We start from the raw sequence: 17940 nt of genomic DNA, 5'->3' as shown, positions 1-17940 counted from the left end.
TGATCTGGCTGGCGCTGCGCAACATCACCGAGGACTGGACCCGACCGACTCACCACTGGAAAGCCGCGATGAACCAGTTCGCAATCCTCTACGAAGATCGATTCACCAGACCGGTGTCGTAGGATCCTCCACCGCCTTCACGAAATCGGTGAAGGCTCAACGAGCCTCACACACAGAAATTCGGACAGGCCCGGTTGCTGAGCAGCTATGCCCGGTGTCTGAATTCACGACCGTTCATCAATTATCGTACGACGATCATTCCTGGATCAGCAAATCACAGATGTCAACGCCCAGCGCCGTTGCCAACCGCTCAACGTTGTCGAGAGAGACATTCCTCTCGCAACGCTCAATGGACCCCACATAGGTGCGGTGCAGATCCGCCAAGTCAGCAAGCCCCTCTTGCGATAGGCCGCGAGCAGCACGAAGCGAACGAAGGCGTCGCGCTAAGCGCTCCCGTGCTGATTCGACCGTGGTTTTCCGACGCCCTGACATGACGTCGGAGGTTCAATCACAGATGACTTTGGGTCTACAGACGTTAAGTAGCAATTGAAGTCGCTGCGGCGTCACCATCTGCTTCGATGCAAAGGGCAGACCTCATGCGAGTAAAGCAAATAATCTCTTCTTGATGACTTTGGGTATACAGACGTAAAGTAGCATGACAATCTGGCCTTCGCTCAAGGCTGAGCCTTTTCGGTTCTCGTGCGGCCGGCTTCGTACCGTTCGGCCTTTGACCCTGGGAGGGTTCACCATGAAGAAGCATCTGCCTCCGGTCTTCTCTCGCATCCGAGACGCCCTGCGGCGACGCGGCAGCTCGACTCAGGATGCGGAAGATATCGTCCAGGAAGCCTGGGTGCGGCTGGCCCGCTATGAGCGTGAGCAGGTCGTCGACAAGCCCGAGGCCTTCCTGATGCAGACCGCGCTGAACCTGGCGATCGATGAGCACCGGGGCCGGGTCACCCACGGCGAGCAGGTCGTGCTCGAAGAGGTGATCCTGGTCGATGAGTCGCCGCCCGTCGAGGCCGTGGTGCTGGGGCGGGAACGCCTGGCGCGGCTGCACATTTGTTTGGGGCGGCTGACCGAGAAGAGCCGGGACATCTTCCTGGCCCACCGCCTGGACGGGCTGACCTACCGGGAGATCGCCGACCAACACGGCTTGAGCATCAGCACCGTGGAGAAGCACATCGCCAAAGTTACGATGCAACTCATCACCGGGATGCAGGACTGGCGAACGTGAATGGCGCAGAGGGGCGGGAGGGGCGGGACGGGCAGGGGGAAGAGAGACAAGGGTCCGAGCCTGTCGTGACGCGAGAGATCGCGGCCGAGGCGGCGGTCTGGATTGCCCGGCTGCACGGGCCGGATCGATCACATCACATGGAACGCGAATGCCGCGCCTGGCAGGCGCGCTCGGCGGCACACCGGCTGGCCTTCGAGCGCGGGACGGATCTGTGGATGGAGGCGGCGGGGGTCGACCGGGCCGCTGTTGCCCGGGCAGCGGCTGCATGCAGGCCTGAGGACCAAAGTGGGGAAGGGCAGGTCGCCAGCCCCGCGAGTGCCGGCACGAGGGGATGGGGCTGGCGGCGCCTCTGGCCACTCGCTCTGCCGCTCACAGTGACGGTCCTCGTGGTCGGTGTGCTGGTAGGCCAGCCCTGGCGCGATATCGACAGCTACGACACCGGCATCGGGGAGCAGCGCTTGGTGATCCTGAGGGATGGCACCCGGATGTCGCTGAACACCTCGACCCGGGTGCAGGTGGAACTCGACCAGACCCAGCGCCGCGTGCGCGTGGAAGGCGGAGAGGCGTTCTTCGAGGTCGCCAAAGATGCGAGCCGACCCTTTGTCGTGCAGGCCGCCGGTACGGAAGTCACCGCCACCGGGACGGCCTTCGTGGTGCGGCTGACACCGCCAGGTGCAGGTGCGAGTCAGGCGCTCGATGTCACGCTGGTGGAAGGCCAGGTGGTGGTGCGCGAGGCCGAGCGCCGCATTGCTGCCGCCAGGATCGTGCAGCCCATCGTGATGGCTCCCGGCGAGCGGCTGCGCGTGCGGGGCGATCAAGGCGCGGGTGGCAACGCTTCGAAGGCAGCACCGCCCCAGCGGGACCGGCCGCGCATGGACCAGGTGCTGGCCTGGAAACGCGGCGAAGCGGTCTTCGACAACGCGTCGCTGCCGCAAGCGCTGGCCGAGATGAACCGCTACAGCGCGACGCCCATCGTGGCGGACCCCAGCCTGGCGGCGCTGCGGATCAGCGGCCTGTTCAAGACCGGCGACAGCGCTGGCTTTGCGCAGGCGGTGGCCAAGCTGCACGACTTGCGGGTTCGAGAACTTCCGGATCGACTGGAGTTGCTACCGAGGTAATTCAGGCGGCCCGTACCCGTGCCAGGGGAGCGCGGGCCTGATCCTTCCCGCTGGTGCGGCAAGGGCCCGCTTGCCGAACTGGCTTGCCAGATCGGCACCCCTGGCACCCGCCACACCCGAAGCCGGGCCGCCTGGGTGCTGATCGCCACGGCTCGACCGGCGTGACACGCTTCGGCGCGTGTCACGCCGGTCGCAGAGTCGCCGGGGCATTCAGCGCCCCAGCCATTGCACCAGGATCGTGAGCATGGAGGCCAGGGCGGCGGCCGACGCATGCGTCGCCCAGGGGATCCAGCGCTCGGCGCGCTCCTGGGTCAGCTGGTGGAGGAGGGCCTGCAGGTTGTTCAGGACGACCTGTTGTTCCCGCATGGTGGCGCCGATCTGGTCCTGGAAGACCCGGTGCGCCGCCTCAATCAGCGCCGCGCACAGCCGCCCCAACATCTGCTGCGCGGAGGCACTCATCTGCGCCTCCAGGTGTTGTACGGCCTGGGTCTTGGTGCGCTCCGTGATGGCGGCCAAGCGGGCTTCGAAACCGGCCAGGGTCTGGTGCAGCTGGGCGTCGCTTTTGCGCAAGGCCTGGCCGGTCTTCAGCATCTCCGGTGCCAAGGCTTCGACCTGGTGGATCAGCCGGGCCACTTCGCCGATGGCCTCGATGATGAGCGCCTCGCGGGCGGTGGACGTGCTCATCATGCCCTCCGTCTTGCAGCAGCGGACGCGGCGTCCGAGCGAGGCCGGCGCGAGGCGAACAGATCCACCTGCTCGCTGGGCGCCTCTTGGCCCAACGCCACGAGCTCCAGCGCGGCGTAGCAGGCATCGAGTTCAGGGACCACGCCTTGGGCGAGCCGCTGATTGGCGAGCTGTTGCACCAGGGCGGCCTGCTCGGCCGGGCTGCTTGCGCTGACGATGGCGGCCTTGTAGTCGGTGGGATCGGCGGCCAGCTCGATCAGGGTGCAGTCGGTGCCACGAACCCGCGCGTACACCTCGTTGTAGGGCAAGCAGGCGCCCAGGCGCGGCTGCACGACGCAGGAGGCAGCGCAGAAGGCCAGCAAGGTCTCGAAGACACGCTCGACCGGCTCATCGTCCTCCAGCCGGTTGAAGACCAGCCGCAGCCGCTCAGGGGGCACGCCGATGCGGGCCAGCTCCGCCAGCGTGGCGGCGGTGTCCTGCTGCTGTTTGCGGTCGGGCACCGTGGGCACGATGAAGGCGTCGAAGTCGGTGTGGCTGCCCTTGTAGCGGCGCATCACGCTCAGCAGCTCCTCGACGTTGCTGGCCCCCACATCGACAACCAGGTCGGGCACCCTCAGCAGCGTGTCCTGCAGTTCGGCGAACTGCCGGCCCCGGATCGTGATCATGGGGCTGTCCTGGGCGTTGATGCTCTCGACGGCGATGACCTGGCAGCCAGGGATGCGGGCGGCCAGGAGGTGCCGGGCGACGGTGCTCTTGCCGACGTTGCCCGAGAAGTTGATGACAGCGAGTTTCATGGGGTCTCCTTGTGGGGGTGCAGCAGGTGGCTGGGGTTGGCGGTGAAGAAGGCTTCGGCGGCTGCGCGGGTGTGCTCGACAACCGGCGCGGCGCGTGAGCCTGGTGCTGACGGCGGGGTTGGCGAAGCCGGCGGCGCGCGCGGGAGCGGCGCAGCCTGCACGGGCGTCGGGCGCGACGCCGATGACGACGGCTGAACAGGGGCGGGCGATGCAGGTGAGGGCAGTGCATCGCCAGGCGGGACTGGCGTTCGCTGCTGGAGCGGCGAGCGCTGCCGCATCCGCCGTACCTCGCGACGCAGGGCGCTGGTGCTCACCGCGAGGCCGACATCGGCCAGGGCCTCGCGGATGGCCTCGTAGGTGTAGCCAGCGCTGCGCAGCCGGGCAATCTCGGCGGCGTAGCGGGCGGCTTTGCGGTCAATGCGACCGGGCGGGCGTTTGGGTTGCAGCTCCACGGCAATGCTCGCGGTGGTGATGCAACAAACTTAGGCGCGGTTCGGGCGCAAACGCGTGCTGAATTCTGCGAAAAATCAGCACCTTTGGGGCTGGTATGGGGCGGCTGCGAAGCGGGTCAGCGGCGAGGGCGGCGGCTTTGCGGTGGATGGGCGCCGGGTTCCCGTCGGCCTGGTCGCCTTGCGGGTGCCTAGGGGGCGGCTGCGCGTCGCCTTCGCGGCGAAAAACGCCCCTCAATCCGAATCAATGTATTTCAGATAACACCTAGTGAATACGAAGGGACTTCCCACCTTCTGGCTAACGGCGGTAGACCGCCTAGATTGATGGTGTGAATCGTCAACCTCTAGCCATCTGAAAGGGGAAGCCCATGAACGAGATTACGCGAGTCGGGGTCGATCTGGCCAAGCGCGTCATTCAGGTCCATGGCGTCGACGTGACAGGCCGCGTTGTTACCGCCAAGGCCCTGCCTGCCGACAAGTTCGCCGCCTGGTGCGTGCAGCTGCCCGCCGGTTGCATCGTTGCCATGGAGGCCTGCGGCGGCGCCCACCACTGGGCGCGCAAGCTGCGCGGCTACGGGTTGGATGCGCGCCTTATTGCCGGTCACTTCGTCGCGCCGTACCGCATGGCGGGCAAGGGCGGCAAGAACGACGCCAACGACGCTGCCGCAATCTGCGAGGCTGCAGGCCGGCCGCACATGCGCTTCGTCTCCGTTAAGACGCCTGTCCAGCAGGCCCTGCTGGCCATCCACCGGCTGCGCGAGGGCTACAAGGAAGACCGCACCGCCTGCATCAACCGCATCCGCGGCCTGCTGACCGAGTTCGGCATCGTCTTCGCACAAAGCCCCGAGGCGCTGCGCATGGGCCTGGCCGATGTGCTCGAAGACGCCAGCAACGAGTTGCCCGGCATTGCCCGGCTGGCGATTCAGGAGGCGCGGCTGCATTGGATCGAGCTGGAGTGCCACATCGCCAGCTGCGACGAGCGCATCACCGCGCATGTGCGCTCTGACGAGCAGGCCAAGGCAGCCGCGCAACTCAGCGGCATCGGCCCCGTGACCGCCTCGGCACTGATCGCCACGGTGGGCGACTTCAAGCAGTTCAAGAGCGGTGCGCAGTTCGGCTCTTGGCTGGGCCTGGTGCCACGGCAGAACTCCAGCGGCGGCAAGACGCAGCTCGGGGGCATCACGAAACGCGGTGACGACTATCTGCGCACACTGCTGATCCAGGGCGCCAAGTCGGCGGTCATGACGGCGCACAAACGCACCGACAAGATCTCGCATTGGCTGGTGCAACTGCTGGCCCGCGTGGGTTGGCAGAAGGCGGTGGTCGCGCTGGCCAACAAGAACGCGCGCATCGTCTGGGCGCTGCTGGCCAAGGCGCGCGTGTTCGATCCGAACTACGTGTCGGTCATGCCGCAGGCGTCCTTGGCAATACCTGGCAACACGGCCGTTTGATTCAACGAGGCCACCGAATCTGAAGGTCTTCCCGAAGACATGCGTTCGAAGATGCATCACACAGGTCAGACCGGCAGCAGGCAAGCTCGACTATCCTGGTGCCGCGCCATTCGTGGCGACGGCGGCGAGTGAATGGAGCCCTGCTGAGCGGTTGGTATCTGGGCCCGCACCGAAACCGAGTGCAACAAGGCCGCCTGTAGATGTGCAGTCTGTTCTCTGTGGCGCTGCATCGAACCCGAACTCTGGTCTTGAGGAAAGCAGAAAGGCTCTTATCGAAGGCAGCCCGTGCCGAGTCGGTTTACTTACTGGGAAGTCCCTGTAGCAGGATAGGCTGGGCGCCAGCATTTGGATGCCGGGAGCAAACTTCATTCTGAAGGCGTGCTCGTCGAAACCACTTGCCTTCACAGCACCTGCTCCGGCACCCTCGGCTGCATTTGGCGCGCTTGAAGGGGCGCATCACCATCCAAAGGGCATCAGGCAATCGAAGGATGGCCGGCTCGAGATGGCCATGCAGGCAACTGCCGGAGGCAGCAAGGTCCGCTAACCAGATCCCAGCCCGGTCCATTTCCGGCACCGGCTGTGGGTGCGGCTGAGAACTGGCAACCGCGCAAGTCGGGGCAATTTGCTTTCCCTGAGTGCCACCCTGGCGAGACCTGACCCCGCAAGCGCTCCGATCAGCGCTTTCCAGATGGTGGGCGGCGACTCCTCCGTTCGCGGCGTTGCACCAGACGTGCGTTCAGCAGATCCCTATAGTCGTCCAGTAGGAACCAGTGGTCAAAGTTGAGATCCTTGCGCTTCTCCAATATTCCTTCATGCCGATCGATTACGCCTTGCCCGCGAAGCCCGGAAATCAGATCTCTAATCAGTGCCGCCTCGTCCTCCACGAGAGCCCCTTCTCGCTGTTCGAGTTCAGATTGCCGCCCCTCGAATTCAGTGGCCTTGGCTTGAAAGGCACGATCAGCTTTTGCAAAGAACGCGGAGGCAATCAGGGAGACGGCCAACGGGATGGTGACCAACTCAAGCAGCTTGGTTTGGCGGTCGTTGGCCTCCGCGAACGTCATGAGGGTTTCACGGTCTTTGAGATTCCCCTGCGTTGCTGCCTTCTCAGCAGTCGCCCTGAGCTGCTTTGACGTCCCGTCGATTGCGAGAGTTGCGACGTAGGCAGCCACCAGAAGAAGTACACCAGCAAGGAGGGGAATCCATGGCCGGGTCTTCCAAGATACGCCTACGTAACCGTAGACAACGAAGAACACGAAGATGGTCGTGATGAGCATGTAGATGCCCATGTGGTTTGGCAGTTGACTCATGACTAGTGAAATGGCGGAGCAAAGGGTGCAGTGCCGTCAACGGCTGTGCCGATGATGGTCATATGCGAAGGAAGTGGCCGGCTGCTTTCGCCGGAGCGGAGGGCGCCGTTGACTTGCGGCAGAGCTAGACTGCGGTCAAAACGGAAGTGGACGCAGACAGACTTGGCGCTGAGCGCAGATGTCGACCGCAACTACGTGTCACTGATCGAGCTTGGCCGCAATAGTCCTAGTGTGCGCATGATGTTTCGGCTATGTGATGTGCTGGACATCGCCCCGTCCGACATGCTTCAAGGAAGTAGAGGGCCGGATGCGCGTTCAACGTATGGTCGTGCCGACCAAGAATCCCGGTTAAGTCTGAGCGACAACTACGGAGACGATGGCGTCGCGAAGTTGCGGCTTGGGTTGCAACATTTGGCGCCAGGACGACCGAGACGGAGAGGTCAAGCAATTCTCCCGAATGCTGACTGAGGGTGGTACTAAAACCATCGGCGGTGACCTGCCCTCGGCAACTGACCTGCTGAAGATGAATGAAGGCTTCTGATACCAAGGTGATGCCGACTTGTGGCCTTTTGGACTCGCCACAGCGCGTAAACCCCAGCATCAGACACAGTCCTGTCTGTAACACTTGGAAACATAAGTGCCCTAGATCGAACGGCATGCAGGGGAGGGTCCATGGAACGACTGAAATCGGCGGCTGTGGCGTTGGCATTGCTGTGTGTGTCAGTTCTGGCCAGTGCTCACGGTGGAGGGCTCAATGCCGAGGGCTGCCACACCAATCGCAAGACCGGCGACTACCACTGCCATCGAGCCCCTGCGGTTCTGCCTGTCCAGAAAGCGACTGCGCAGCAAGCCCTGGATGCGCCCCCGTCTGTCTCAGTAACTGCCCCAAGCCGTGCTGCTGGCGCAACTTGCTACACGGGGCCTCGTGGCGGTACGTACACCCTCACCGCAAGCGGCAAGAAGAACTACGGCGGATGCTGACCGACATGCAGTCGTGGAAGCGACCGAGGCCGGCTCCAACCCCCCCGGCGCAGCAGCGACCAGCGGACTTGAACTTGATGCGAGAAGAAGGAATGAGACTGTGAAATTCAGAATCAGCAACTTGCTCAGGGCTTTAACCCTGACGGTACCTCTAGCGGTGACTGCATCAATTCCGTTGTCTGCATGCGGCGGCGGTGGAGGGGATGAGTGCTGCAGGGTTTGCGACGTGGGCAAAGCTTGTGGCGACACATGCATTGCTGCCACTGCGACCTGCACTGCTGGAAGCGGGTGCGCCTGCAATAAGTAGCGGAGATTTTTGGCCGGCCATCCGAGATGCAACGGTCGTCAGCCGCAGTCGGGGCTGATCAGATAGCGAAGTCCTCGATCTTGGCGCCGGCATCGAGCGCGGCCTTGAGCCACTTGGGCTTCAACCCTCGGCCGCTCCATGTGGAACCAGTCGCCTTGTCGCGGTACTTGGCAGCGACCTTAGAGGCCTCTCCAGACTTGCCTGCCTTGGGGCCACGCTTGGTGGCGAGGTCGGCAATGGTCAGTCCATGCTCGGCCATCAAATCTCTCACCTGCTGGATTGCCCCGGCGAGTTGAGCTTGTTTGGTCTGCTCGATCTGTGCATCAAGGGCGGCGCGCTGGGCGATGAGGTCTTTTAGGGTGGTTTTGGTCATTGGCTGGGATTAGTTTCACGGCAAGCGTGAGGTGGAACTTGGATCGACGTAAGGGATGGAATAAGGTCGCCACACGACTTGCGTCGATCGGCTGATTACACCTTCGAGTAGCGGTAGCGCCCCTTGATATTGGCTGCTAAATATCCGCCGATGGACTGAGCTCCAATTAGCTCATTGTAGACATTCTCGTTGACGTCAAAATATTGATATACAGTTCCATTGTTGAATTCAATCTCTAAAGTAGAGCTGTCAGCATCGTAGCCAACTGATGCAATGTTGCTCGACGATACGGGTGTGCGGTTCATATTATCTCCCTATTGCTTAACTCTAGATATCCGTGGATTTTGGGAGCGCCACGTTTCGCTCAACTCCGCATAGTTCGGGTTCTCTTCTCGTGGAATTCCCCATCCACCAGGATTTTGCGAGTTCTCGGGTGTTATCTCATCGAAGATTACCGGATCCTGACTGTCCGGTCGTGAATTCTTCGGTGGCGGTGAAATAACAGTGCGCATTGGCAACTTCACTGCTTCACCAAGAATAATAGCTTCGCCGGTCCTGAGGATCGGCAACATGCTGGTAAGTCCATCGAGATTGTCAGAGAGCGCCGCAGTAATATGGCCTCTGTCGGCCGAGTTGGTTAGCCGCAAGGCAAAGAAGGTGCCGCACTGAGACAAAATAGTTGAGTTTATCTCAGACGGGCGCTGGCTAACAATCATGGCGCCAATTCCGTACTTCCGCCCTTCCTTCACAATGCGCTGGACTACTTTGGATGCCATTCCCTTTAACTCGTCGTTTAGATAGATGTGCGCCTCTTCCATAACGATTAGTAAGGGTCGATGCCTGCCACCTTGCGACAAGTTTCGTGACCAGAACAGGGCCTCATAAACCAGCCTTAGAAGCGCACCAATTGTGGTTTGCAGAATATCGGCAGGTACACCAGAGAGATCCAAAATCGAGACAGGCCGATCACCACCAATCCAATCTTCAAGCAGCCCGTCAAGATCGCGCGTTACTTTCCCATCTTGCTCCGGATTCCAGTCGTTGGGCCGGAAAATGAAGTTATACCTAGGTATGCGAAGCTTTGAACCTAGCAAAAGTAGCTGCTTGCCAAGATTCAATGCTCCCGGAAGATAGTTGATCTTCTCGTCATCATCCTTCTCATTCTTGACGTTTTTAAATATTGGCGGGATACCGAGTTCTGGATTGCCCTTCAGCTCCACACCATTTGCATCAACTTCATATGCTAAATTATCTACTGGCTTTCCTGACTTCTTGGCGTAGTACGTTCCGAATGTTTCGATGAACAATTCGTGCCACAGGTGGTGGAGGCTGAAGGGGATAGGTGAGTCAACGCTTAGGGTGTCGGCCGAAGCGCCATCTTTAGGATATTTTCCAATCGAAAAATTCTTATACTTCTGCACGCGCTCCATGACGATATTTCGGTCTTTCTCGTTTGAGAATTCACCGAAACTAATCTCACAGAGTTCGTCAAAGTTAAGTGCCCAAAATGGAATGTGGAGTTCTCGCTCTTTCGATTTTGCAGACTTATCCGCATTGATCTTGTAAACGTTTGCCCGGTCCTTGAGTGCATGGCCGTACTCTCCATGAAGATCGAGCATGATAATTCTTGACGAAGGATATTTTTCCCCATCGGAAAGTGCATTAACGATGCTCGCAACCGTGGTGGATTTTCCGGATCCAGTGGTCCCCACTACGGCGGAATGTCGTGTAACTAGTTTGTTCACGTCGATCAAGGCCGGGATGGAATCAGCATTTGAAATGTGGCCCACCTTAACAAAATATGGCTTATCGGGCTGGCCATAGATGTTTTTCAGCTCTTTCTCAGAGACAAGATGTACCTCATCGCCAACCGTTGGGTATTGAGAAAGCCCCCTGGAGAATACTCCTGTACGAAGCCCCTCTCCGATGAGCTGAATCCTCATCCAACGATTCCCCAATTCCGCCGACTGGGATGATTCCTGCTTGGGTGCAGCACTGGCACCCACTTGACTTACTATTCCGTATAAATCAGAAAATCCAACTGGTATGCGGACGAAGCTGCCTATTTGGCCTGCCCTATAGCCTTGACCATTGATATAGACGAAACCTGTCAACGAGTCTTTCGATAGAATAATACTGACAGCGGTTCCATCCACATCCTGCACATCACCAAGATAAGTTTCTTTGCTAGACATCTTGCTGCCGTCCTATGGTTCCAATGATTTGTTTCAGGAACTCGGTGAATATGGAGAAATCACCTAGCTGAACAAGGGTGGAGTAGGTCGGAGGGTCGGCATCGTCGGTTTTTGATATCACAAACTGACTCAACTCGGCATCAGCGTCGTCGCGTTCGCGTGAACGGCCCCAGGCGCTTAAATTCGTTCCGATAATCGCCTTATCGAAGGTCCAAATATTCAGATTGTGCTGTTTCTTTGCCAGTCGATAGGCTTCAGGATAAGACTCTGCGCCATTATTTTCCTTAGCGTACGTGCCATACTGGAGGCCTAACACCATGGCGGTCGGGTTCGCTTTTAGTGCGTTAACAATGGTGTCGTTTAGGTGACCGTCGTTAAACGAGTAACCGCACAGGATCAAAAACGAAGACTTGCGCCTAATAAATCTATTCAGTTGATCGATTAATGCGAGGTAAGGCATTTTGCGACTTTCCTCGTATTTCAGGTGCGACGGGTATATAAGATGTGATGCGTCTTCCTTCACATCTGATGCTCTGTACACCACGCGCTGTTTGTCTTTTACTTCTTGGTACCAATTGATGGAGCCATGTATTTTCCACAGGCGCGTCCAATGGACTGGAATCAGATTGTCCTCCAGCGCGCGGAGATCAAAGAATGACCTTCGCGCACCTACGAAGCCGTCAAAATAGGGTACTTCATTGTCCTCAAGACTCTGCTCAGCAAGCAGATCATAGTTTGTGGTGAATATTTCGATGGCCAATTTTCTATCAATTGACCTAATCCAATTGCCCAGTCGGTGATAAGGCGTCTCCGTCGATGGGAGTTGAACATTTATCTTTTTTACAATCTCAGAGCAGATCTTCTTTTCTAAACCATCGAGTGTTTGCTCGCTGAGTCCACGAACATCGCCGCCTTTTGCAACCAGTATTAGGCTGCGGAGAAAACTGAGAATATCCTCAATGTTTTCATGATTTCGCTCGGCCTTAGTTAGCTCGGTGCAAAGTGTTTTGTAATTTGGGTCAGCTTCTAATGCGCTATTGATGTGCCGCGTTAAATTGAGCACGTCGGGGATCAGCGGCCATTGCCCGTCTGGCATTGGTACAGAAAGCGGACATCCCGCAGATAGGAAGAAACCTATTGATTCGTTATCTTGAGCCAAGGATTGGCGTAAGTATCGAAGGTGGCGAATTGGGTCGTGCAGAAAATCCATGGTTTGCTCTAGTCCAAGATTTTTAGAAGGCTTATGGCTTACTCAATCACGTTTTCAATGTGCGATGCAGGCGAAAGCAACCGGTGCTCAGGAAAATCAATCCGAGCGGAAGCAGTTTTCGGGGGAAGTTGTAGGTGTACCGCGCAACGACTGTGCGCAGTCAATGGTGTCGATGTCCCCCCTGATGTCTTTTTTGCTGATTCTGGCGGCGATTCCGTTATTACGCCAGTACCATCCACCTCGATCAAGGGCGCCGGTTCTTCAGCAACCCGACTGCTGACCGGACGGCAGTTCTTCACGCGGGGTTCCCATGGATGAAACACTGAATGTGCGTATTGCAACGGCGCAGGGAGCTATCCCTCTGGTGATCAGCAGAGAGGCACTTGAGGACCACTTTGGCGCTGGAGCCGGTGCGTACTCGCTGATCGATGCCTTCAAGAAGCACGAGGACGTCATTACTGCCCGGGCGTTGGCGCGTATGGTCGAAGGCGAGACTTATTCGCGCGAGAACCCGCTGAAGCTTGGTACGGGGGACTTCTAGGCGAGCGCTCAAAGAAGCATCTGCTGCTTCGTCTGATCGGCCTGCACTCGGCACAGTCGGGTCGCCGTGGCCGAGAGTAAATATTCCCTTGGGAAGGTTGGCGTAGACATGGTGCTAGCTCATCTGGTGAGCTAGTGGTGGCGCATCATGTAGGGCAGTCCGCAACCTAGGGAGGGATATGGAACTGCTAAACGATGTCCGGTTCTTGGCTGTGCTGTTTGCTGTGCCGGTTTGGGTATTGCTGAATTGGGTTCGCCTGCGAGAGCGTCAGTGGCTGCTCTCTTCAAAGCGAAGACGTGCAATCCGGGAACTCTTCAAGAAGTCCGCATGGAAAAAAGCAGCTCCGCTGGATTTCCACTGTGCGATGACTGATGCCTACGGTCGCAGTGTCGAGCCCGTCGAACTGGTCTTCATTGAGGCGCGCCAGTCTCCTGTGCGGTTGTTGCTGGATCGGATCGAGGCGGGGCCTTGGGTCAAGTTTCTGGCGCTAGAGGGCGGGTATCGAGACCCGCGAGGTGTTTGGGCCCAACGTTGGCTTCCATTTGGGCGGGTGTCGGCTTTGACCACATTGGCTGCGTCGCTATCGGTCTCAGTTCTCCTGTTACTGGTTCCCCTGAGTTGGCAACGCGGCGGTGGAGCTGCGGCGGCACTGGTGGGGATGATGGGCGTGTTCTGGGTCTGGCTGATGTTCATGTTCTCGCTGATGGCGGATGCGGCAAAGCGCGTCCTGTCGAGTGAGCACTACCAACCCGCCATACCTCTACCTAAGCCCACTCGCCGCAAACCTGTTTGAACCCAAGACGATCTCTGGCTGTGAGATGCCGTGCGCTCGCAGTCCCAGGTCATTCGAGCCGTCTGGCCGGTAAGTTCCGGAGCACAATGAAGACAACTATTGGTGATGGTTGACCACTACCGCAGCGCGTCATGGCATCAGTTCCGTCAAGAGGTTCTTCGTTTAGACGGGCTCGCCTGCACACAGTGCGGTCGGCAGCGTTCCGTCGGGATTCGCCTTCAGGTATCTCAATAGGCTAGGGCAGTTCTACTACTTTGCCCGAGCTATCGGACGGGTAGGCGACCTGCCCAAACTCTGCGCACTTATCCATTTCCGAAACAAGCATGGCGTACATCGAAGCATCGACGTTCCTCGGGGCCAGGGTCCTGATGTCCAACTTGGTCAAGCAATGGCGTTCAGCTTTTCTCGCTTGGACACTAAGGGTGTCATTCGATTCCAAATGCCGCACGATGGGGCGCACCTCGAATTCTGCATGCAGGAAGACCATCCATTGGTCCCGCAGCAGTGCGCCGCTCTCCCGTTCAGCTTGCACAACATTGCAGACTAGCCGGACATCGCCCGGCCGCCCCCCAAAAAATGGCCCCACACGTTTTCACATGCAGGGCTTCAATATTTGGCTCCTCGACCTGGGCTGGAACCAGGGAAATACGGATTAACAGTCCGGTGGCCGTTTTGCCGTTCATGATGAGTTTCGAGGCTCCGAACCCCAACTTCAGCCGCTGCCCTTCAACTCGTCGCAGTACGAATGTTTGTCGGTGTGTGCGGAGCAATGGAAGGGAGAGGTCAGAGCTGTTGGTACAAAGCGACGCAGTGATTTTTGAAGTAACTCACTTTCCTTCGGGAACGTGAGGTCAATGTTGATGCGTGCTGGCACGGTTTGTTCAATTCCCCCCGGCGCACCTGCTACGGGGGCTTGGATGCGGAGCAGAATCTCTCGGCCAAGCTTCTCAGGCTGCGGCCCTTCTCCTTTGTGATCCGCAAGTCAAGGACTGCCGGGACTCTTGCTGGCGCAGCCATGGGCCTAAGCGACACGCATCCGTTGACCATGGACGGAATCGGATAGGTCCTCCGGTTCGCCGGTCATGCTGCACAGCGGCGAGCTGTCCTTGCCAATGCTCGCGCAAAGCTGTTGGTGATGACCCCAGCGTTCAAGAAGTGCAGAGCGATTTACCCTATCGGCCTCAACCGAAGCGCCGACTGTCGCCTTGTCTTGGATAATTGTTCGATGCTGCCTGACTTTCCCCAATACGACATCCGTGGCGAACGTCAGCGTTCTCATGGATGCTGTTGCTGCTCGCGTTTTCGTGGGACAGGGCCGCTGATGCGCGGTCGAGGCCACCCCACGTGAATGACCTCACAGGGAACCCGCTGCTCTGGGTTGCACTCGCGCTCTCTGTATTTACTGTTTGGATGGTGGTCGCAGCCTGGCGTGACAAGCGCCGTCGCCTGCAGATCCAGACCGCCCTGTTCAGCGAGACCAATTTCCGCCGCGCGATGGAGAACTCCATGCTGACCGGCATGCGGGCCATGGACCTGGAGTCGCGCATGTCCTACGTCAACCCAGCCTTTTGTGCGATGACCGGCTTCTCCGAGGCCGAGCTGATCGGATGTAGGCCGCCATTCCCATACTGGCCCACCGACCACTATGAAGAAAACTTCAGACTGCTGCAGCAGGAGATCCAGGGCCGCAGTCCCTCGGGCGGTGCCGAGGTCAAGGTGATGCGCAAGGACGGTACCCTCTTCGACGCCCGCATTTATGTCAGCCCCATGATTGACTCCCGGGGTAAGCAAACTGGCTGGATGACCTCAATGACCAACATCACTGAGGCCAAGAGATTACGTGATCGACTTCACGAGCTGGAATCTGATCTCGGGCGAGAAGGGCGATGGGGTACCGGAACCGGGCATGGGGGCTACATATTCCTCGACTTACAGGATGACCACAAGGCCATGTTCCATGATGTGCTCAAAGGATTCGAGGAATTTGCAAAACTAAAAGGCTACTCGATTTCCTTCTCCGTTGATGGCAGCGTTGCGAACAAGATCGCATTCAAGTTTACTGTTTTGCCATCCGGCATTTCCGTCTCAAACGACACCGTGCATGACGATCTCAAAGAATACATGCGACGCGTGCAGTCGGGCGACATAGATCTGAGCGATATGCCGCGAATCGTTGCCTGGGAAAAGCATGAGGCCTTGCTTCTCGCCATGCGCAATCGCATTATATTTTTGCAGCATACCTACCGAGCTCAAAAGAATGTTCTTGATTTTTATGAGCGCGTGCTGAGGGAGGGTAGCCCTCAAAGCGCTGGGATAGTCCCTGCCCAGAACTTCTACCTTCAAACAGGAGGTGACATGAGCGCCAGAAATTACACTGCTTCAGGGTCGGAACGGGTGATTCAAGGTGATAATAATGAGGTGGATCAGAGTATCCATATAGCCGAGTCTTTCAACAAGAGAAAGCAGCAGCTCGATAGCTTGGATCAATTGATCACCATATTGGAACAAGCACCCGCCGCCGACCATGCCAAGAAGGCGGTCCTTAACCTAGAGAAGGTAAAGGATGAATTGGCATTGGAGGGTGCGCCGGACAAGAGTCGCGTAAAGAAATGGTTGGAGGTGGCAAGGGACTCGATGAAGGGACTGGCTTTAGGAAAAGACGTCGTCGATCTAGCGAGCAGAACATTCGAGAGTTTCAATATCTCTTTCTGATGTCGACGTCTTCGTAGTCGCTACCTATAGCTCTGTCGTGCTGCAGGCACGCGCCGGTGCGGAGGTCGAGGACTCCCTCAACCTCAGGATTGTCGACCCAGAACTCCCCGAACTCGACTGTTGGAGGCATCAGGCGTCAGCTCGCGCGCGGTTCACGGAAGAGGCCCGGGAGCCGCATCTGAGCGGGATACGTCGGGCTGGCTGCCCCGCAATGATGCCACCGGCAGCGTCGTCAAGCTGGATGGTGGAGCCCGGCTGCGACTCAACGAGAGAGTCGACACCTGGCCTGGCACGCAGCAATGGAAGAGCCGTCGTCGACGGTCCCGACGGCCCTGAAAGCGGGACCGGCGTTTCGAGGCTCTTCGATTTCCTGAAGAGGTCCGGGGCTGGCATTCGGTCGAACGCGCGGTGGAGGGTGAAGGTGGCTGTCAATCGTGTTTCCTTTTGCTGGGAAGTATCGTAGGCTGACAAAGTGCAAAGACCATCACAATTGCGGTCGCATGCGTGCTGCTAGCAGGCTGGCTTCTGCGATGTGCTTTGTCAGGGTGACTCTCTCGAGAAACACACGACTGAAGACGAATCTAGTGTCGATCTTTGCGGGTTGGTTTGACTTCGCTGGCATGCGCGAATTCGTTTAATCGCATCTTTCGGTCCACGCTCTATGGATGGCATTCGAGGTTGGAACTCCTCGTCAAAAGCCGGTGGGCGAAACACAGGAGCCTGTGATGACCAGAACTTCAAACAAGGCGAATTCATGGACCGCACATGCTCTGTGTTGGCACTACTTCAGCGTGCACTTCGACGAGCAGCATGTAGAGCTTGCCGATTCCGATGAGACTGCGTGCCAGCCGACGGTGACCTGGGCGGTAGGCGTGTTGGCGGGCGGCGACTGGGAATTTCTGGGTGCCTGGCCTGGTGGTGCTGTGGGCCACGAGTTTTGGAGCGGTGTCTGGGCGGACCTGGAGGCTCGGGACGTCGACAAGATTTCGCTGGTGTGTGCGTCGGACCCTGATGCTCGGACCTTGTGCCCGGGGACAAGTGTGCTCCCGCCGCTGCGGCGAATTTTGGGAGAGGGACATGCGTCTGCTGCTTCCACCGTCGGTGTCCTTCGCGCCGAAGCACGGCGCACCGTCCGTGAGGCTTCTGGTGTTCCTGCAGCACGCATCGCGCTGGAGTGCCTGCTAGCTGGTTCAGGGGCGGCTAGGGCGGCCGTGTTGTCGCCAAACTGGCCCGAGGTGCTGGAGGAGCTTCGGCCGTTCTATATGCTGCGCCCCCGTCGCCGGGCTTTGGTGCGCTCGGGCGACGAGTACTTGGAGCAGTTGGGTCCCGGTTTGTGCCGCGCTGTGGCCTCCCATGGCCCCTTTGTGGATCTGGCCGCTGCAGTCTCGTTCGTGGCTCAGACGATTTCGCGGGACGAGCGGCGGCTCAAGTTGTCCAAGCTGTCTGGGTCGGCTCGTCCCAGGCTGCGCTTTGTCAGAGGCGATGATGCAGGTTCGGTATCACTTGGCTACTGACCCAGGGACGGTTCATCATGAAAACTGCCTCCTGCTTGGCCCGCGTCCGGTCTGCGCTGATGCGCCGTGGTGCGGCCCAGAAGACCGATGTTCACATCTAGGATGCCTTTGAGCGATTGGCCAGCGACGTGCCTGAGCAGGCTGCGCTGGAGCCGCGGGCCTTCCTGATGAGAACCGCGATCAATTCTGTCCACTAACGCGCAGCGAGCACAGTGGACGTCATTGGTGGCAAAGCTCCGTTCGAGGAGGCCAAGGATGTCAAACGGTGTTCGCCATG

17 protein-coding genes and 2 pseudogenes are annotated in these 17940 nt (G+C 58.8%); 10 read left to right on the top strand and 9 right to left on the bottom strand.

All coding sequences use genetic code 11. The features are described 5' to 3' along the window. Nucleotides 1-255 precede the first annotated feature (255 nt). Nucleotides 256-492, bottom strand: coding sequence for a helix-turn-helix domain-containing protein (locus tag OOZ63_RS22525; RefSeq protein ID WP_266007872.1), 237 nt, complete (start codon nt 490-492; stop codon nt 256-258). Nucleotides 493-748: 256 nt separating this feature from the next. Here OOZ63_RS22525 and OOZ63_RS22520 point away from each other — a divergent pair, with 256 nt between their 5' ends. The 3 genes and pseudogenes from OOZ63_RS22520 (at nt 749) to OOZ63_RS22510 (ending at nt 2352) form a co-directional block, all read left to right on the top strand. Then, a complete protein-coding gene (locus OOZ63_RS22520; RefSeq protein WP_266007871.1) occupies nt 749-1234 on the top strand; it encodes an RNA polymerase sigma factor in 486 nt (161 codons plus the stop codon). Beyond that, nucleotides 1231-1422: pseudogene (locus OOZ63_RS29130) on the top strand (DUF4880 domain-containing protein); the annotation flags it as partial. The gene OOZ63_RS22520 and the pseudogene OOZ63_RS29130, both read left to right, overlap by 4 nt. Nucleotides 1423-1608: 186 nt before the next feature. Beyond that, nucleotides 1609-2352: a FecR family protein gene (locus tag OOZ63_RS22510; RefSeq protein ID WP_266007875.1), complete on the top strand. Its 744-nt coding sequence runs from the start codon at nt 1609-1611 to the stop codon at nt 2350-2352. Between the two features lie 210 nt (nt 2353-2562). On the opposite strand, the gene OOZ63_RS22505 is transcribed toward OOZ63_RS22510, so the two are convergent. Genes OOZ63_RS22505 through OOZ63_RS22495 form a run of 3 tightly spaced genes read right to left on the bottom strand, consistent with a single transcriptional unit; the run spans nt 2563 to nt 4282 of the window. Continuing rightward, complete coding sequence (locus OOZ63_RS22505) at nt 2563-3036, bottom strand: hypothetical protein (RefSeq protein WP_266007870.1); 474 nt, start codon at nt 3034-3036, stop codon at nt 2563-2565. Then, nucleotides 3036-3830 carry a StbB family protein gene (gene stbB, locus OOZ63_RS22500; RefSeq protein ID WP_266007869.1) on the bottom strand — a complete coding sequence of 265 codons (795 nt, stop codon included), beginning with the start codon at nt 3828-3830 and terminating at the stop codon, nt 3036-3038. Before stbB ends, OOZ63_RS22505 begins: the two co-directional genes overlap by 1 nt. Continuing rightward, complete coding sequence (locus OOZ63_RS22495) at nt 3827-4282, bottom strand: hypothetical protein (RefSeq protein ID WP_266007868.1); 456 nt, start codon at nt 4280-4282, stop codon at nt 3827-3829. Before OOZ63_RS22495 ends, stbB begins: the two co-directional genes overlap by 4 nt. A 365-nt stretch (nt 4283-4647) precedes the next feature. Here OOZ63_RS22495 and OOZ63_RS22490 point away from each other — a divergent pair, with 365 nt between their 5' ends. Further along, nucleotides 4648-5730 carry an IS110 family transposase gene (locus tag OOZ63_RS22490; RefSeq protein ID WP_266007867.1) on the top strand — a complete coding sequence of 361 codons (1083 nt, stop codon included), beginning with the start codon at nt 4648-4650 and terminating at the stop codon, nt 5728-5730. A gap of 674 nt (nt 5731-6404) precedes the next feature. Here the strand turns inward: OOZ63_RS22490 and OOZ63_RS22485 are convergent. After that, nucleotides 6405-7016, bottom strand: a complete 612-nt coding sequence (locus OOZ63_RS22485; protein WP_266007866.1) for a hypothetical protein — start codon at nt 7014-7016, stop codon at nt 6405-6407. A gap of 72 nt (nt 7017-7088) precedes the next feature. On the opposite strand from OOZ63_RS22485, the gene OOZ63_RS22480 reads away from it, so the two are divergent. Together OOZ63_RS22480 and OOZ63_RS29300 are read left to right on the top strand one after the other, a co-directional pair. Then, complete coding sequence (locus OOZ63_RS22480) at nt 7089-7505, top strand: helix-turn-helix transcriptional regulator (protein WP_323055777.1); 417 nt, start codon at nt 7089-7091, stop codon at nt 7503-7505. Between the two features lie 204 nt (nt 7506-7709). After that, entirely contained in the window at nt 7710-8018 is a 309-nt protein-coding gene (locus OOZ63_RS29300; protein WP_416234772.1) for a YHYH domain-containing protein, read from the top strand. Between the two features lie 365 nt (nt 8019-8383). On the opposite strand, the gene OOZ63_RS22475 is transcribed toward OOZ63_RS29300, so the two are convergent. The 4 genes from OOZ63_RS22475 to OOZ63_RS22460 all read right to left on the bottom strand — a co-directional run bounded on the left by OOZ63_RS22475 (nt 8384) and on the right by OOZ63_RS22460 (nt 12103). Further along, nucleotides 8384-8698, bottom strand: a complete 315-nt coding sequence (locus OOZ63_RS22475; RefSeq protein ID WP_266007865.1) for an H-NS histone family protein — start codon at nt 8696-8698, stop codon at nt 8384-8386. A gap of 95 nt (nt 8699-8793) precedes the next feature. Continuing rightward, on the bottom strand, nt 8794-9003 hold the full coding sequence (locus OOZ63_RS22470) for a KTSC domain-containing protein (RefSeq protein WP_266007864.1): 210 nt from the start codon (nt 9001-9003) through the stop codon (nt 8794-8796). 9 nt (nt 9004-9012) lie between these two features. Next, entirely contained in the window at nt 9013-10893 is a 1881-nt protein-coding gene (locus OOZ63_RS22465; protein ID WP_266007863.1) for an ATP-binding protein, read from the bottom strand. Beyond that, complete coding sequence (locus OOZ63_RS22460; protein WP_266007862.1) at nt 10886-12103, bottom strand: SIR2 family protein; 1218 nt, start codon at nt 12101-12103, stop codon at nt 10886-10888. The genes OOZ63_RS22465 and OOZ63_RS22460 overlap by 8 nt, the downstream gene beginning before the upstream one ends. Nucleotides 12104-12413: 310 nt before the next feature. Here OOZ63_RS22460 and OOZ63_RS22455 point away from each other — a divergent pair, with 310 nt between their 5' ends. From OOZ63_RS22455 to OOZ63_RS22440, 4 genes and pseudogenes are all read left to right on the top strand, one after another. Continuing rightward, complete coding sequence (locus tag OOZ63_RS22455; protein ID WP_266007861.1) at nt 12414-12644, top strand: DUF1488 family protein; 231 nt, start codon at nt 12414-12416, stop codon at nt 12642-12644. A 178-nt stretch (nt 12645-12822) separates the two neighbouring features. Further along, nucleotides 12823-13437, top strand: a complete 615-nt coding sequence (locus OOZ63_RS22450) for a hypothetical protein (protein WP_266007860.1) — start codon at nt 12823-12825, stop codon at nt 13435-13437. 1312 nt (nt 13438-14749) lie between these two features. Then, nucleotides 14750-15288 (top strand): annotated as a pseudogene (locus tag OOZ63_RS29295) (PAS domain S-box protein); the annotation flags it as partial. A 1586-nt stretch (nt 15289-16874) separates the two neighbouring features. Continuing rightward, nucleotides 16875-17663 (top strand): transposase, encoded by a 789-nt coding sequence (locus tag OOZ63_RS22440; RefSeq protein WP_266007859.1) that lies wholly within the window; start codon nt 16875-16877, stop codon nt 17661-17663. Nucleotides 17664-17940: the final 277 nt, after the last annotated feature.

The sequence above is a fragment of the Paucibacter sp. PLA-PC-4 genome, assembly GCF_026241155.1.
In the GTDB taxonomy this organism is placed as follows: Bacteria; Pseudomonadota; Gammaproteobacteria; order Burkholderiales; family Burkholderiaceae_C; genus Roseateles_E.
Note: the sequence above shows the minus strand (reverse complement) of the source record. Positions and strands in the feature narration are given on the sequence as shown.

Coding starts and splice junctions, on each gene's coding strand:
- OOZ63_RS22525 (WP_266007872.1), bottom strand. CDS start 492: ATGTCAGGGCGTCGGAAAACCACGGTCGAATCAGCACGGGAGCGCTTA.
- OOZ63_RS22520 (WP_266007871.1), top strand. CDS start 749: ATGAAGAAGCATCTGCCTCCGGTCTTCTCTCGCATCCGAGACGCCCTG.
- OOZ63_RS22505 (WP_266007870.1), bottom strand. CDS start 3,036: ATGAGCACGTCCACCGCCCGCGAGGCGCTCATCATCGAGGCCATCGGC.
- stbB (WP_266007869.1), bottom strand. CDS start 3,830: ATGAAACTCGCTGTCATCAACTTCTCGGGCAACGTCGGCAAGAGCACC.
- OOZ63_RS22490 (WP_266007867.1), top strand. CDS start 4,648: ATGAACGAGATTACGCGAGTCGGGGTCGATCTGGCCAAGCGCGTCATT.
- OOZ63_RS22485 (WP_266007866.1), bottom strand. CDS start 7,016: ATGGGCATCTACATGCTCATCACGACCATCTTCGTGTTCTTCGTTGTC.
- OOZ63_RS22480 (WP_323055777.1), top strand. CDS start 7,089: ATGATGGTCATATGCGAAGGAAGTGGCCGGCTGCTTTCGCCGGAGCGG.
- OOZ63_RS29300 (WP_416234772.1), top strand. CDS start 7,710: ATGGAACGACTGAAATCGGCGGCTGTGGCGTTGGCATTGCTGTGTGTG.
- OOZ63_RS22475 (WP_266007865.1), bottom strand. CDS start 8,698: ATGACCAAAACCACCCTAAAAGACCTCATCGCCCAGCGCGCCGCCCTT.
- OOZ63_RS22470 (WP_266007864.1), bottom strand. CDS start 9,003: ATGAACCGCACACCCGTATCGTCGAGCAACATTGCATCAGTTGGCTAC.
- OOZ63_RS22465 (WP_266007863.1), bottom strand. CDS start 10,893: ATGTCTAGCAAAGAAACTTATCTTGGTGATGTGCAGGATGTGGATGGA.
- OOZ63_RS22460 (WP_266007862.1), bottom strand. CDS start 12,103: ATGGATTTTCTGCACGACCCAATTCGCCACCTTCGATACTTACGCCAA.
- OOZ63_RS22455 (WP_266007861.1), top strand. CDS start 12,414: ATGGATGAAACACTGAATGTGCGTATTGCAACGGCGCAGGGAGCTATC.
- OOZ63_RS22450 (WP_266007860.1), top strand. CDS start 12,823: ATGGAACTGCTAAACGATGTCCGGTTCTTGGCTGTGCTGTTTGCTGTG.
- OOZ63_RS22440 (WP_266007859.1), top strand. CDS start 16,875: ATGACCAGAACTTCAAACAAGGCGAATTCATGGACCGCACATGCTCTG.